Consider the following 13958-nt stretch of genomic DNA (forward strand, 5'->3'; position numbering starts at 1 on the left):
CCTATGAGGAGATCAGCCCATGACCGACTTCCGCCCCCATTCCGGCGTCACGCCCTATCTCAGCGTTGACGGCGCCCGCAAGGCCATCGAGTTTTACAAAAAGGCCTTTGCCGCCACCGAATATGAAGCCATGGCCGCCGAAAACAGCGACAAGCTGATGCACTCGCAAATCGGCATCAATGGCAGCTCGATTTTCCTGTCCGATTTTTTCCCCGAGCACGGCTATGCCCCGGTCGCCCCGCAGGGCTTCAACATGCATATCCATGTCGATGACGCCCAGATGTGGTGGGACCGCGCCGTCGCCGCCGGCTGCACCATCACCTCGCCACTCAAGACCGAATTCTGGGGCGATATCTACGGCCAACTGAAAGACCCGTTCGGCGTAACCTGGGCCATCGGCCAAAGCCAGGCGCAGCCGGCTTAAGACTGGAGCCCGCCCCACACACGGTGTCACCCCGGCGAAAGCCGGGGTCCATCCTGAGATCTCAAGATGTGGGCGCCAATTCTTCCAACTCGATCAGCGTGCCGTCAAAATCCTTGGGATGCAGGAACAGCACCGGCAGGCCATGCGCCCCGGTCTTGGGCGTGCCATCGCCCAGCACCCGGGCGCCGCCTGCGGTGAGCGTCGCCGCGGCGGCGAGAATATCGGGCACCTCGAAGCAGATATGATGCATGCCGCCGGCGGGATTCTTGCCGAGAAACGCCGCAATCGGCGAATTCTCACCCAGCGGCTCCAGCAGCTCCACCTTGGTATTGCCGGTATCGATGAACACCACGGTGACGCCATGCTCCGGCAGTTCCAGCGGCGCGCCGACCTTCGCCCCCAGCAAATCACGATATTTCGCGGCGGCGCTGGCCAGATCAGGCACGGCGATGGCGATGTGGTTGAGGCGGCCGATCATCGGTTGGAGAGCCTTCCCTCGATCTGGCTCAACACGGAAAACGCCGCACTCAGCACATTGGTGCCAGGCCCGAAAATCGCAGCCACCCCGGCATCGAGCAGGAACGCATAATCCTGCTCGGGAATGACGCCGCCGACAACGACGGTGACCTCGCCCAGATCGCGCTCGCGCAGCGCCGCGATCAGTTCCGGCACCAGCGTCTTGTGGCCAGCGGCCAGGGAGGACACGCCCACCGCATCGACCTTGAGCTCGGCGACATGGTCCGCCACTTCCGGCGCCGTCTCGAACAGATCGCCCATATGCACATTGAAGCCCAGATCGGCGAAGGCGCTGGCAATGATCTTGGCGCCGCGATCATGGCCGTCCTGCCCCATCTTGGCGATGAAGATCGACGGGGCGCGGCCCCGCGCCGCCTTGAAGCTGTCGATGCGGCCGGCGATGGCGGCAAATTCGGGATCGTCGCCATAGCCATCGGCATAGACGCCGGAGATGACGCGGGTAATCGCCGAATGGCGGCCGAACACGTCTTCCATCGCCGCGCTGATTTCGCCCAAAGTGGCGCGGGCGCGGGCCGCTTCAATCGCCGCTTCAAGCAGATTGCCTTCGTCCTTGGCGGCGTATTCGCGCAGTGCCGACAGCATCGACTGGCACTTGGCCTCGTCGCGGCTGGCGCGGATGCGCTGCAGCTGCGCCACCTGTTCGGCGCGCACCTTGGCATTGTCGATATCGCGCACCTCGATCGGGTCTTCGCTGTCGAGGCGGTAGCGATTGACCCCGACAATGACATCTTCGCCGCGATCGACCCGCGCCTGCCGCAACGCCGCCGCCTTCTCGATCTCGAGCTTGGGCCCGCCGGCCTGCACCGCCTGGGTCATGCCGCCGGCCATTTCGGCTTCGCCGATCAGGATCTTGGCGCCTTCCACCAGCTCGCGCGTCAGCGCCTCGACATAATAGGAACCGCCCAGCGGATCGACCACATCGGTGATGCGCGATTCATGCTGCAGGATCAGCTGGGTGTTGCGGGCGATGCGGCTGGAAAATTCGGTGGGCAGCGCGATGGCTTCGTCAAAGCTGTTGGTGTGGAGGCTCTGCGTGCCGCCCAAAGTCGCCGCCAGCGCCTCAATGGTGGTGCGCACGATATTGTTGTGCGGGTCCTGCTCGGTCAGCGACACGCCCGAGGTCTGGCAATGGGTGCGCAGCATCTTGCTGCGCGCATCCTTGGCCCCCAGCCCGGTCATGATCTCACTCCACAGCTGCCGCGCGGCGCGCAGCTTGCTGACTTCGAGAAAGAAATTCATGCCGATGCCGAAAAAGAAGCTCAGCCGCCCGGCGAAAGCATCGATATCGAGGCCCCTTGCCTGCGCGGCACGGACATATTCCATGCCATCGGCCAGCGTATAGGCCAGCTCCTGCACCGCCGTCGCCCCAGCCTCGTGCATGTGATAACCCGAAATCGAGATCGAGTTGAATTTGGGCATATGCTCGGCGGTATGGGCGATGATGTCACCAATGATCCGCATCGAAGGCTCGGGCGGATAGATATAGGTGTTGCGGACCATGAACTCCTTGAGGATGTCGTTCTGGATGGTCCCATCCAATTTGGCCTGCTTCACGCCCTGTTCCTCAGCGGCGACGATGAACATCGCCAACACCGGAATCACCGCGCCATTCATGGTCATCGACACGCTCATCTGATCGAGCGGAATGCCGTCGAACAGCATTTTCATGTCCTCGACGCTGTCGATGGCCACCCCGGCCTTGCCGACATCGCCGGTGACGCGCGGATGGTCGCTGTCATAGCCGCGATGGGTGGCCAGATCGAAGGCAACAGAGAGCCCCTTCTGCCCCTTCTCCAGCGCCTGCCGATAAAACGCATTGGACTCCCGCGCCGTCGAGAAGCCGGCATATTGGCGGATGGTCCAGGGCCGGTTGGCATACATGGTGGCGCGCACGCCGCGGGTAAACGGCGCCACGCCGGGGATTTCCCCCTCGCCCCCAAAATACACCGGCTTGACCGGAATGCCGCCATAGTCGCTGTCGAGCGAGGCCAGCGGGGTATCCCGCAATTCCTTTTGCGCCAGCGCCGCCCAATGGGCGAAATTCGGCTGCTCGCTCATTACAGCGCCTCGAATTCGAGAATGATCTGGTCCACCGCCAGCACCGAACCGGGGCCGGCATGCACCTTGCTGACGCGGGCCCGCTTCTCGGCCTTCAGCACATTTTCCATCTTCATCGCCTCGACAATGGCCAGGGTCTGCCCGTCTTCGACGATATCACCTTCCTTGACGTCCACCCGCACGATCTGGCCTGGCATCGGGCAGAGCAGGAACTTGCTCATGTCGGGCGGGACTTTGACCGGCATCAGCACCAGCAGATCGGCGACGCGCGGCTCCAGCACCTGCACATTGAGATCGGCACCGCGATAGCGCATGCGGAAGCCGCTGCTGCTGCGCTTCAGCTTAACATGCCGCCGCACCCCGGACAGCCGGGCCACCGCGAGCCTGTCGGTTGGCTCCCAGGCCAGTTCAACCGCGCGCGGCGCGGCTCCACTGTCCACGATCCATTCATTATCGACATGGTCGACCGTGACGTCACGCCGCCGGCCATTGATGACCACCGCGAGTTGCCGACTGCCGGCCAGCGGCACGAATTTCTGCTGATGCCGCAGGGCAGCGACGGCAGCGATATCGGCCAGATCGGCGAGCACCGCGTCATCCAGCGTGGCGCCGTCAAAGCCCTCGGGGAACTCCTCGGCAATATAGCCGGTGGTGATCGTTCCCGCGCGGAACCGCTCCTGATCCATCACCGTGGAGAGGAAGGGCAGATTGTGCCCGACGCCTTCGACCTCAAAGCTGTCGAGCGCCACCGCCATCGCCTCAATGGCCTCGAGCCGGGTCGGGGCCCAGGTGCAGAGCTTGGCGATCATCGGATCGTAGAAGGTGGAGATTTCGCCGCCCTCAAACACGCCGGTGTCGTTGCGCACCACGCGATCCTTGCCAGCGCGCTCCTCGGGCGGCCGATAGCGGGTCAGCCGACCGGTCGAGGGCAGGAAATTGCGATAGGGGTCTTCGGCATAGAGCCGGCTTTCAATGGCCCAGCCATTGCGCTGCACTTGGCTCTGCGTCAGCGGCAGGGCTTCGCCATTGGCGGCGCGGAGCATCAGCTCCACCAGATCGAGCCCGGTGATCAGCTCGGTCACCGGATGCTCCACCTGGAGGCGGGTGTTCATCTCGAGGAAATAGAAATTGCGGTCCTTGTCGACGATGAACTCCACCGTCCCGGCGCTCTGGTAGCCCACGGCCTTGGCCAGCGCCACCGACTGCTCGCCCATGGCCTTGCGGGTGGCCTCATCGAGAAACGGCGACGGCGCTTCTTCGATGACCTTCTGGTTGCGGCGCTGGATCGAGCATTCGCGCTCATTGAGATAGAGCACGTTGCCATGACTATCGCCGATCAGCTGGATTTCGATATGGCGCGGCTCGGTGACGAATTTTTCGATGAAAATCCGGTCATCGCCAAACGACGACGCGGCCTCAGACTTGGAGCGCTCAAAGCCCTCACGCGCTTCGGCGTCGTTCCAGGCAATGCGCATGCCCTTGCCGCCGCCGCCGGCGCTGGCCTTGATCATCACCGGGTAGCCGACCGACCGGGAAATCGTCACCGCCTCTTCGGCGTCAGCAATCAGCCCCATATGGCCAGGCACCGTCGACACCCCGGCTTCAGCGGCGAGCTTCTTGGAGGTGATCTTGTCGCCCATCGCCTCGATGGCTTTCACCGGCGGGCCGACAAAGATGATCCCGGCAGCGGCCAGCGCCTCGGCAAACTTGGGATTTTCCGACAGGAAGCCATAACCCGGATGCACCGCCTGCGCGCCGGTCTGCTTGCAGGCGGCAATGATCTTGTCGATCTGGAGGTAGCTATCCTTGGCCGGCGACGGACCGATATGGACGGCTTCGTCCGCCATCCGGACATGCAAAGCTTCCCGGTCGGCGTCGGAATAAACCGCGACCGTGGCAATGCCCATGCGCTTGGCAGTCTTGATGACCCGGCAAGCAATTTCGCCCCGATTGGCGATGAGGAGTTTGGTGATCATGCTCTGGCTCCTCACAGCGGAATATTGTCGTGCTTCTTCTTCGGCATGCTGTGCGTTTTGTGGCGCAGCGTCGAGAAGGCACGGATGACGCGGCGTCTTGTGCCGTGCGGCATGATCACGTCGTCGATGAAGCCGCGCTCCGCCGCCACAAACGGGTTGGCGAAGCGCTTTTCGTAGTCGGCGGTGCGCTGGGCGATCTTGGCTTTGTCCGAGAGTTCGGAGCGATAGATGATTTCCGCCGCGCCCTTGGCACCCATCACAGCAATTTCGGCACTAGGCCAGGCGTAGTTGACGTCGGCCTTGATGTGCTTGGAGGCCATCACGTCATAGGCGCCGCCATAGGCTTTGCGGGTGATGACGGTGACCAATGGCACCGTGGCCTCGGCATAGGCGAAGAGCAACTTGGCGCCGTGCTTGATGATGCCGCCATATTCCTGCGCCACGCCGGGCAGGAAGCCGGGCACGTCGACAAAGGTCAGGATCGGGATTTCAAAGCTGTCGCAGAAGCGGATGAAGCGCGCGGCTTTCTTACTGGCATTGATGTCGAGACAGCCGGCCAGTACCAGCGGCTGATTGGCTACCACGCCGACGGTTTCGCCGCCGAGGCGGATGAAACCAATCAGGATATTGCCGGCATGGTCCTTTTGCAGTTCGAGGAAATCGCCCTCATCGGCAACCTTTTCAATGACTTCGCGCATGTCATAGGGCTTGTTGGCGCTGTCGGGAATGATGGTGTCGAGACTGTCGTCGCGCCGGTCGAGCGGGTCAGTGGTAGCGATGCTGGGCGCGCGTTCGCCGGCCCGCAACGGCAAAAAGCTGAACAGGCGGCGGACTTCGAGCAGGGTTTCGATGTCGTTGTCGAAGGCCGCGTCGGCGACCGAGGAGATTTTGGTGTGGGTCGACGCGCCGCCGAGTTCTTCGGCGGTGACGATTTCGTTGGTCACGGTTTTGACCACGTCGGGGCCGGTGACGAACATGTAGCTGGTGTCTTTGACCATGTAGATAAAGTCGGTCATCGCTGGCGAATAGACCGCACCGCCGGCGCAGGGGCCCATGATCACCGAAATCTGCGGCACCGCGCCGCTGGCCTGCACATTGCGCCAGAACACGTCGGCATAGCCGCCCAGCGAGGCCACGCCTTCCTGAATGCGGGCGCCACCGCTATCGTTGAGCCCGATCACCGGCGCGCCGTTCTGCAGCGCTAAATCCATGATCTTGCAAATTTTTTCGGCATGGGTCTCGCTCAGCGAGCCGCCAAACACCGTGAAATCCTGGCTGAACACATAGACGATGCGGCCGCCAATGGTGCCCCAGCCGGTGACCACGCCATCGCCCGGAATCAGCGTTTCACCCATGCCGAACTCGGTGGCCCGGTGGGTGACGAACATGTCGTATTCTTCAAAACTGCCCGGATCGAGCAGCACATCGAGCCGCTCGCGCGCCGTCAGCTTGCCCTTGGCATGCTGCGTGTCGATCCGTTTTTGCCCGCCGCCAAGACGAGCAAGTGCGCGTTTTTCTTCCAGCTGCTGGATGATTTCTTGCATATTTCCGCCTGTTTTCTTCACTGAACCTAGCGGCGAAGGGCGCTGGCACCAAGACTCCAAAGTGCGTGCGTGTTAGGATTGTGGGAGAAGTGTTTGTGGCTTTGTGGATATGTGAATGAACGACCGGAAAGTCTTCATCGGCGCCCGCCTGCGCACCCTGCGCGCCGAGAGCCGCCTGACCCAAGCCGAGCTGGCGGCACGGCTCGAAATTTCTCCCTCCTATGTCAACCAGCTCGAACTCAATCAGCGTCCGCTGACCGCGACGGTGATGTTCGCGCTGGCCCGGAATTTCAATCTCGATCTGTCGCGGCTGAGTTCGGACGATTCCGACCGCCTGGTGGCTGACCTCCGTGAAGTTCTGGTCGATCCGGTGTTTGGCGATACCCCGCCCAGCCTGCAGGATCTCAAGACCCTCGCCCATAATGCGCCCGACATGGCCAAGGCCATGCTGCAGCTGTACCAAACCTATCGCAAGACCAATGCGCGGCTGGCCAGCGTCGACGCGGTGCTGACGCAGGACCCCTCCAGCGGCACGCTGAGCCCCTATGAGGAAGTGCGCGACTTCTTCCATTATGCGGACAATTATATCGACGATCTGGACAGGGCGGCGGAGCATACCGCCGGGGAAATCGGCAGCACCGGGCCGGACCGGCTGCAAAAGCTGATCGCCTATTGCCGCCGCTCGCATGATCTCGATGTCCGGCTGACCAGCGCCGTGCCGCCCGACCTGATGCGCGATTTTGATCGGGCCAATCGGCTGCTGCTGGTCAATGCGCGGCAGGAGGCGTCGAGCCAGTTTTTCCATATCGCCGCCGTGCTCGGCGACATCACCCAGTCGCGCCTGATCGGCGAGCTGCTCGATGCCGCCAATTTCTCCACCCAGGAAGCGCGCGCCATCTGCCATATGGGGCTGTCCAACTATTTCGCGGGGGCATTGCAACTGCCCTATGAGGCGTTTCTCAGCGCCGCCGAGGCCAGTCGCTACGATATCGAGGAACTCGGCCATCTGTTCGGCGCCAGTTTCGAGCAGGTCGCGCATCGCCTGTCGACCATGCAGCGGCCGATGCTGCGCGGGGTGCCGTTTTTCTTCGCCCGGGTCGATGCCGCCGGCACCATCACCAAGCGCCATTCGGCGACGCCGCTGCAATTCGCCCGCTTCGGCGGCGCCTGCCCGCTGTGGAATGTGCATCAGGCCTTTGAAGCGCATGGCCGCATCCAGCGCCAATTCGCCGAAACCCCGGACGGCAATCGCTATCTGTCGCTGGCCTGGTCGAGCGAAAAGCGCAGCGGCGGCTATGCCGGTATCACAAGGCGTTACGCCTATGCGCTGGGCTGCGAAATCAGCCATGCCAGCCGGCTGGTCTATGGCACCGATATCGACATCACCCGCACCAAATTCGAGCCGATCGGCATTGCCTGCCGCATCTGCGAACGACGCAATTGTCCGCAGCGCTCGGTGCCACCGCTGGCCGCTTCCATCGCGGTCAATGCCGACCGCCGCATGATCGTGCCCTACGACATTTCCTAGGCGTCGGCGGCGCGCAGCAGCAGCGCCACCAATTCGGCCTGCCGGTTGGTGTCGGTCTTCTGGAAAATATTGCGCAGGTGAAACACTACCGTGGTGCGGGCAATGTCGAGGTCGGCGGCGATCTGCGCCGGTTGCTTGCCATCGGCCAGCGCCAGCGCCACCCGCGCTTCCGCCGGGGTCAGGCCGAAGTCGCGCACCAGAATGTCGGGGCAGAGCGGTGGGCGCGGCCCCAATTGCGCCCGCAGGCGCGCCACCTGTCGCAGCCTTGCATCGACCGTGGCCAGCAGCAGGTCATAATCAATCGGCTTGACCAGATAGTCGTCGGCACCCAGCCGCTTGCCGGCCACCACTTCGCGCGGATCGGCCAGCGCCGACAGAAACACGAAAGGTATGCCGGCATGCTCGCCCCCCTTGGCCTGGGTTGCCTGCAACACGGCGTGGCCGTTGAGACCGGGCATGGAGATATCGCACAGGATCAGATCGGGGCGCTGCGTTTCCAATTGCTGCAGCGCTTCGGCGCCATCGCTGGCTTCGATGACGGCATAGCCGGCTTCGCTCAATTCATCGGCGATATCGCGGCGCAAATCCTCCTCGTCCTCGACGCAGAGGATGAGCGGGCGCGACTGGGTGGCGCCGGGCATCAAGCCGGCTCTCCCAGCCGGAGCGGCGCGGGTTCGGCCAGATCGGATGCTTGCGGCAGGGTCAGGACAAAACTGACCTGATCAGCATCATGATCGGCCAGTTGCACATCGCCCCCCTGCATGCGCGCCAGACTGCGCGCCATATAGAGCCCGATGCCGATGCCCGGCCGGCCTTCGGCGTTCTGGCCACGAAAATAACGCTCAAACAGCGCCTCGCGCTCATCCGGGCAGGCCAGCGCCCCGCGATTGCTGACCGTGCATTGCACCGCCTGCCCATCGCCGCGCACCGTCACGCCGATCGGGCTGTCGGGTGCGGAATATTTGATGGCATTGGTCAGCAGATTGACCAGAATATTTTCGACATGCACCGGATCGCAGCGCGCCATGGTGGGTGACGGACCGGCATCGAGCAGGATTTTGCGGCGTGGCGTGGCCTCATGCTGGCGGGCACAGACTTCCGCTGCCAATTTGCCCAGATCGCAGGCCTCGCTGCGGATCTCGATCTGTCCGGCGTCGAGCCGTGCCGCATCGAGCGTGCTTTCCACCAGCCGGATCAGCCGGGCAATCGCCTGCCGCGCCTTGCCACCGCGATCCAGCACTTCTGCCGCCGACAGCTTGTCACTGCGCCGCATCAGCCGCTGCAGGGCCGAATCGACAATCGCCAGCGGGGTGCGGAATTGATGCGAGATCATGGTGCCGAAATGGCGGTAGAGGTCGGCCGTCGTCCGCTCACGCTCCAGCGCCGCATCCAGCTCCCGAGTGCGGGCCTGCACCAGATGTTCGAGCTGATCGCGGTGCTCGGCGGTCTGGCGCTGCGCCGCGCGGCGCTCGGTTTCGTCGGAGACCAGCAGGATCGCCCCGATGATGCGCTCGCCATCGCGCAGTGAAAAACAGCGCAGATCGAGATAGAGCGGCGCGTCCTTGCCCGGCGGGAAGAATGGCTGGTCGGACAACACCGTCGCGGTTCCGGCCAGAGCCTGATCCATGGCCTGATTGATCCGCTCGACCTGAAAAAAGCCGGACACGGCGCTCAGCGTGCAGCCGATGGTTTTGCCGGCGGGGAGCCTGAACAATTGCTCCGCTGCCTCATTCCACACCGTGCAGCGCCGTTCGAGATCGACGGCAACAATGCCCTCGCCGCTCGAGCCGATCAGCAGTTCGGAAAATGCCCTTTCCTTGTCCAGCAGCCGGGCGCGCCGCCGCGCGTCGCTGATGGTCAGCAGGAAATGGATCGACAGCACGGCGCCGGCCAGCGAAATGCCGATCACCGAGATGATGATCTGCCAGAGCTGATGCCGCGAGGTATCGAGCTTGCCGCCCAGATCATCCCATTCCGCCACCATGGCCTTGTTGGCCGCTTGCGTCAGCATGGCATCATAGGGGTCGAGCAGGCCATCGATGGCGCGCAGCTCGGCCATGGCGCCCGGCTGGAGCGCGCCCAGCAATTCGGCGAGTTCCGGCAGCCGGAGCTGGAACGCATCCAGCACCGGGCCAAAACCCAGCGCCTGCATTTTGCGGCGCTGCGGCCCATCATTGAGCAGGCTGACGCGGCTGAGAAACAGCTGATGGCGCAGTTGCAGCGTCTCCTGGTCGATCTCGCCCAGCGAGCGCTGCGCCGCCGCCTCGCTCAATTGCAGGCTGGCGACATGGCTGCGCGACACCACCCACACCATGTTCTGCGTGGCTTCGATACGCATGTCCCGCTCTATATTGGACAGCCGCATCAGCGAGAACGCCAGCAGCAGCGCGAAAATGGCGATGGTCAGGATCGGCAGGGCGATGCCGATCAAAGTGCGGGCCGAGCGGCTCATTTGATGTCGAGCCGGGTCAGCTGCCAGACCCAGCGATAGTCATAGCGGATGTCCTGCAACTCGACATGCTGGTCGCGTGGATAGACGATCCACAGCGGGCCCTTGTCGCTGGCCAGCAGCGGCGCGCCATCCAGCGCATAGGCCACCAGCACATCGAAGCGCTCGAATTCATCGGCGGCAAAATCGATGATGTAATCATTCAGCGCGGTCGCGGTGACCATCGTGCCAGTGGCGCCGACGTGAGCGAGCAGGTCGCGCATCATAAAGCCATCGAAGCGATGCACCCCGTCGGTCACGGCGGTGCTGGTTTCCAGCGTCACCACCGGCAGCGCTTGCAGCATCGCCATGTCGAACAATGCCGCGCCTTCCTGATTGCCATTGGCAATCTCGCCATGCACTTCAAGCACAGTGTCGCCGCGCGGCGCACCCAGGACATCGGCCCACGCCGAAGACCCCGTTGCCGACGCAGCCAATAGCGCCACAGCAACGCCCAGAAAACTCCACCGCCCTCCCCCCAAGACCGCTCCCCCTCAATTGCCGCACTGGTTCACCAAGCCATAGCATACTTATGCGCCAGAGTTTTCTTCACCGCCCCCTCCAAACGAACGGGGCGCCCACTGCCTCTCCCCGCTAGGCTCGGCAAAACAGATTGCGGCGGCCGGAGACAAGCATGTGGGACTTTAGCGTGGGCAACGCCCTGGGATTGATGGCGCGGACCATGCCGTTCATCGTCTTGCGCATGGCGGTGTATTTCGGCATTGCCGTTGGCTATGTGCTGGTCACCGGCACTGGGGCCGGGGTCGGTTACGGCGTCGGCATGTTCGGCGATAGCGAGTTTCAGGCCAGCACGGCCTTCTGGGGCGGTGCGGTCGGCTTCGGCGTGTTCGGCGCCATCATGTATTGGGCCCGCGAATATATCCTCTACATCGTCAAGGCCGGCCATATCGCCGTTTTGGTCGAACTGCTCGACGGCAAACCGATGCCGGAGGGCAAATCCCAGATCAGCTATGCCAGCTCCGTGGTGCAGCAGCGCTTTGCCCAGGCCAGCGTGTTGTTCGCCATCGATCAGCTGATCAAGGGGGTGGTCGGCGCCATTACCGGGCTGATGCGCGGCGTGCTGTCGATCCTGCCGCTGCCCGGCATGCAGCAGCTGTCGGGCATTCTCAATGCCTTCCTCAAAATCGCTGTCGGCTTCATCGACGAGGTCATTCTCGCCCACGCCATTCGCACCCGCTCGACCAATCCCTGGGCCTCGGCCCAGGAAGCGCTGGTGCTGTATGGGCAGAACTACAAGGTGATGCTGAAAAACGCCGCCTGGCTGGCGGTGATCGTCTATCTGCTGAGCTTTGTGGTGTTTCTGGTGATGTTGGCCCCGGCGGCACTAGTGGTTTACCTGATGCCCGGCGCCTGGGCCGCTGGCGGCGTGGTGTTTGCCCTGCTGTTTGCCTGGAGCGTCAAGGCGGCGCTGCTCGAGCCCTTCGCCATCACCTGCCTGATGGAAGTCTATTTCAAGACCATCGAGGGCCAGCAGCCCAATCCCGAATGGGAAGCCCGGCTCGAACAGCTGTCGGACAAATTCCGCAAGCTCAAGGCGCGCGCCATCGGTGCGCCCGGCGGCGCAACCCCGGCAAACGAGGATTGGCGGCCGGCATGACACCGGTTCGGGCCCAGGAGACAATGATGAAAACTCTACACGCAGCCTTGTTCGCCGCTTTGGCCTTGCTGGCGCCTGTCGCCACGGCTTCGGCCGCCGATGATGTGGTGATCGTCTATGACGCCTCCGGCTCGATGTGGGGCCAGATCGATGGCGTCAGCAAGCTCGAGATCGCCCGCGAGGTGATGGGGGATTTGGTCCAGAGCTGGTCGGCCGAGACCAATCTGGGACTGGTGGCCTATGGCCACCGCTCGGAAGGCGATTGCCGCGATATCGAGACCCTGATCGAACCGGGGCCGCTGGATCGCGCTAGCTTCATCGACACCGTCAATGCCATCCGCCCCAAGGGCAAGACGCCGATTTCGGCGGCGGTGCAGCATGCCGCCGACCTATTATCCTATCGCGATAATCCGGCCACCGTGGTGCTGATCTCGGACGGCCTGGAAACCTGCCAGGCCGATCCCTGCGCGCTGGCCGAGCAATTGTCCCGGCAGGGGGTGAAATTCACCGCCCATGTGGTCGGCTTCGATCTCGACGACGCGTCCAATGCGCAATTGGCCTGCATTGCCGACAATACCGGCGGCATCTTTGTCCCCGCCCAGAATGCCGCCGAATTGCAGGACGCGCTGGCGCAGGTGCAGGATGTGCTGGCTTTGCAGCCCATGGCGCTCGCGCCGGCTGAGCCGGAGCCGGAACCGCGGCTTGAGGCCGAAATTGAGCTGACCGCGCCAGCCGAGGTCACCACCGGCGCCAGTTTTGCCGTAGCGTGGTCGGACATCGTCGATGCCAATGACCTGGTGACCATTGTCCCGGCCGGGGCCGATGAAGGCAGCTATGCCACCTATGTCCGGGTGCATGACAACCGCCAGGACCAGCTGGTCGCCCCGGCCGACCCCGGACTTTATGAGGTCCGCTATATCCTCAACGAGGGCCGGCGCACGCTCGGATCGACCCCCGTGGAAGTGGTCGAGGCCGAAGTCGGCATTGCCGCACCGGAGCAGGTCACCACCGGCGCCAGCTTTGCCGTTTCCTGGTCGGCAGCAGTGCATCCCAACGACCTGGTGACCATCGTTCCAGCCGGGGCCGATGAGGGCAGCTATGCCACCTATGTCCGGGTACATGACAACGGCCAGGACCAGCTGGTCGCTCCGGCCGAATCCGGGCTGTATGAGGTCCGCTATATCCTCAATGAAGGCCGGCGCACCCTGGCATCGGCTCCGGTGGAAGTGGTCGAAGCCGAAGTGGGCATTGGCGGGCCAGCTCTGGTCCGGGCCGAGACGCCGGTGCGGGTGAGCTGGTCGTCATCGGTACATCCCAACGACCTGGTGACCATCGTGCCGGCCGGCGCTGATGAAGGCAGCTATGCCCAATATGTCCGCGTGCATGACAAGCTGCAGGCCGATCTCAAGGCGCCCGCCGAAACCGGGCTGTATGAGGTGCGCTATATCCTCAATGAAGGAAGGCGGACTTTGGCCAGCTATCCGCTGGAAGTGGTGGACGCGGATGCGGCGCTGGATGATGGCGCCAGCCTGACCGTGCCGGCGCAGGGCGCGGCCGGCAGCACCATCACCGTGTCGTGGAGCGGCGGGGCCGATAGTGCCGACCAGCGCATTGCACTGGCGCGGGCGGAGCAGGCCGATTTCAGCTGGATCAGCGCGCATAAAATCGGCGCGGACACCACGCTGGAGCTGAAACTGCCAGCCGAAGCCGGCCGCTATGAGGTGCGTTACCTCGATGTCAGTGGCCGCGCCGTGCTCGGCCGAGCCATTGTGGAGGTACAGTGAT

The 13958-nt window shown here is 63.5% G+C and carries 11 protein-coding genes and 1 pseudogene; 4 read left to right on the top strand and 8 right to left on the bottom strand.

Going from position 1 to position 13958, the window contains the following annotated elements; genetic code table 11:
- Nucleotides 1–19: 19 nt before the first annotated feature.
- On the top strand, nucleotides 20–424 hold the full coding sequence (locus ACX3OZ_RS05390; RefSeq protein WP_459093755.1) for a VOC family protein: 405 nt from the start codon (nucleotides 20–22) through the stop codon (nucleotides 422–424).
- Nucleotides 425–485: 61 nt separating this feature from the next.
- On the opposite strand, the gene mce is transcribed toward ACX3OZ_RS05390, so the two are convergent.
- The 5 genes and pseudogenes from mce to ACX3OZ_RS05415 form a co-directional block, all read right to left on the bottom strand.
- Complete coding sequence (mce, locus tag ACX3OZ_RS05395; RefSeq protein WP_459093756.1) at nucleotides 486–902, bottom strand: methylmalonyl-CoA epimerase; 417 nt, start codon at nucleotides 900–902, stop codon at nucleotides 486–488.
- On the bottom strand, nucleotides 899–3019 hold the full coding sequence (scpA, locus tag ACX3OZ_RS05400) for a methylmalonyl-CoA mutase (protein ID WP_459093757.1): 2121 nt from the start codon (nucleotides 3017–3019) through the stop codon (nucleotides 899–901). The genes mce and scpA overlap by 4 nt, the downstream gene beginning before the upstream one ends.
- Nucleotides 3019–3609, bottom strand: a complete 591-nt coding sequence (locus tag ACX3OZ_RS05405; protein ID WP_459094777.1) for a biotin/lipoyl-containing protein — start codon at nucleotides 3607–3609, stop codon at nucleotides 3019–3021. The genes scpA and ACX3OZ_RS05405 overlap by 1 nt, the downstream gene beginning before the upstream one ends.
- A 17-nt stretch (nucleotides 3610–3626) precedes the next feature.
- A pseudogene (locus ACX3OZ_RS05410) lies at nucleotides 3627–4995 on the bottom strand (acetyl-CoA carboxylase biotin carboxylase subunit); the annotation flags it as partial.
- A gap of 11 nt (nucleotides 4996–5006) precedes the next feature.
- Entirely contained in the window at nucleotides 5007–6539 is a 1533-nt protein-coding gene (locus tag ACX3OZ_RS05415; protein WP_459093758.1) for an acyl-CoA carboxylase subunit beta, read from the bottom strand.
- Between the two features lie 115 nt (nucleotides 6540–6654).
- Here ACX3OZ_RS05415 and ACX3OZ_RS05420 point away from each other — a divergent pair, with 115 nt between their 5' ends.
- Complete coding sequence (locus tag ACX3OZ_RS05420; protein ID WP_459103975.1) at nucleotides 6655–8067, top strand: short-chain fatty acyl-CoA regulator family protein; 1413 nt, start codon at nucleotides 6655–6657, stop codon at nucleotides 8065–8067.
- Here ACX3OZ_RS05420 and ACX3OZ_RS05425 read toward each other — a convergent pair.
- From ACX3OZ_RS05425 to ACX3OZ_RS05435, 3 genes are read right to left on the bottom strand one after another with little or no spacing between them, the layout of a single operon-like run.
- A complete protein-coding gene (locus ACX3OZ_RS05425) occupies nucleotides 8064–8708 on the bottom strand; it encodes a response regulator (protein ID WP_459103976.1) in 645 nt (214 codons plus the stop codon). The genes ACX3OZ_RS05420 and ACX3OZ_RS05425 overlap by 4 nt on opposite strands.
- Nucleotides 8708–10519, bottom strand: coding sequence for a sensor histidine kinase (locus ACX3OZ_RS05430; RefSeq protein ID WP_459103977.1), 1812 nt, complete (start codon nucleotides 10517–10519; stop codon nucleotides 8708–8710). Before ACX3OZ_RS05430 ends, ACX3OZ_RS05425 begins: the two co-directional genes overlap by 1 nt.
- Nucleotides 10516–11001, bottom strand: a complete 486-nt coding sequence (locus ACX3OZ_RS05435; protein WP_459103978.1) for a putative pterin-binding protein — start codon at nucleotides 10999–11001, stop codon at nucleotides 10516–10518. Before ACX3OZ_RS05435 ends, ACX3OZ_RS05430 begins: the two co-directional genes overlap by 4 nt.
- A 188-nt stretch (nucleotides 11002–11189) precedes the next feature.
- Between ACX3OZ_RS05435 and ACX3OZ_RS05440 the strand changes: the two genes are divergently transcribed.
- Together ACX3OZ_RS05440 and ACX3OZ_RS05445 are read left to right on the top strand one after the other, a co-directional pair.
- Nucleotides 11190–12173, top strand: a complete 984-nt coding sequence (locus ACX3OZ_RS05440; RefSeq protein ID WP_459103979.1) for a hypothetical protein — start codon at nucleotides 11190–11192, stop codon at nucleotides 12171–12173.
- A gap of 26 nt (nucleotides 12174–12199) precedes the next feature.
- Nucleotides 12200–13957: a vWA domain-containing protein gene (locus ACX3OZ_RS05445; protein WP_459103980.1), complete on the top strand. Its 1758-nt coding sequence runs from the start codon at nucleotides 12200–12202 to the stop codon at nucleotides 13955–13957.
- Nucleotide 13958: the final 1 nt, after the last annotated feature.

The organism is Devosia sp. A369 (assembly GCF_054489345.1).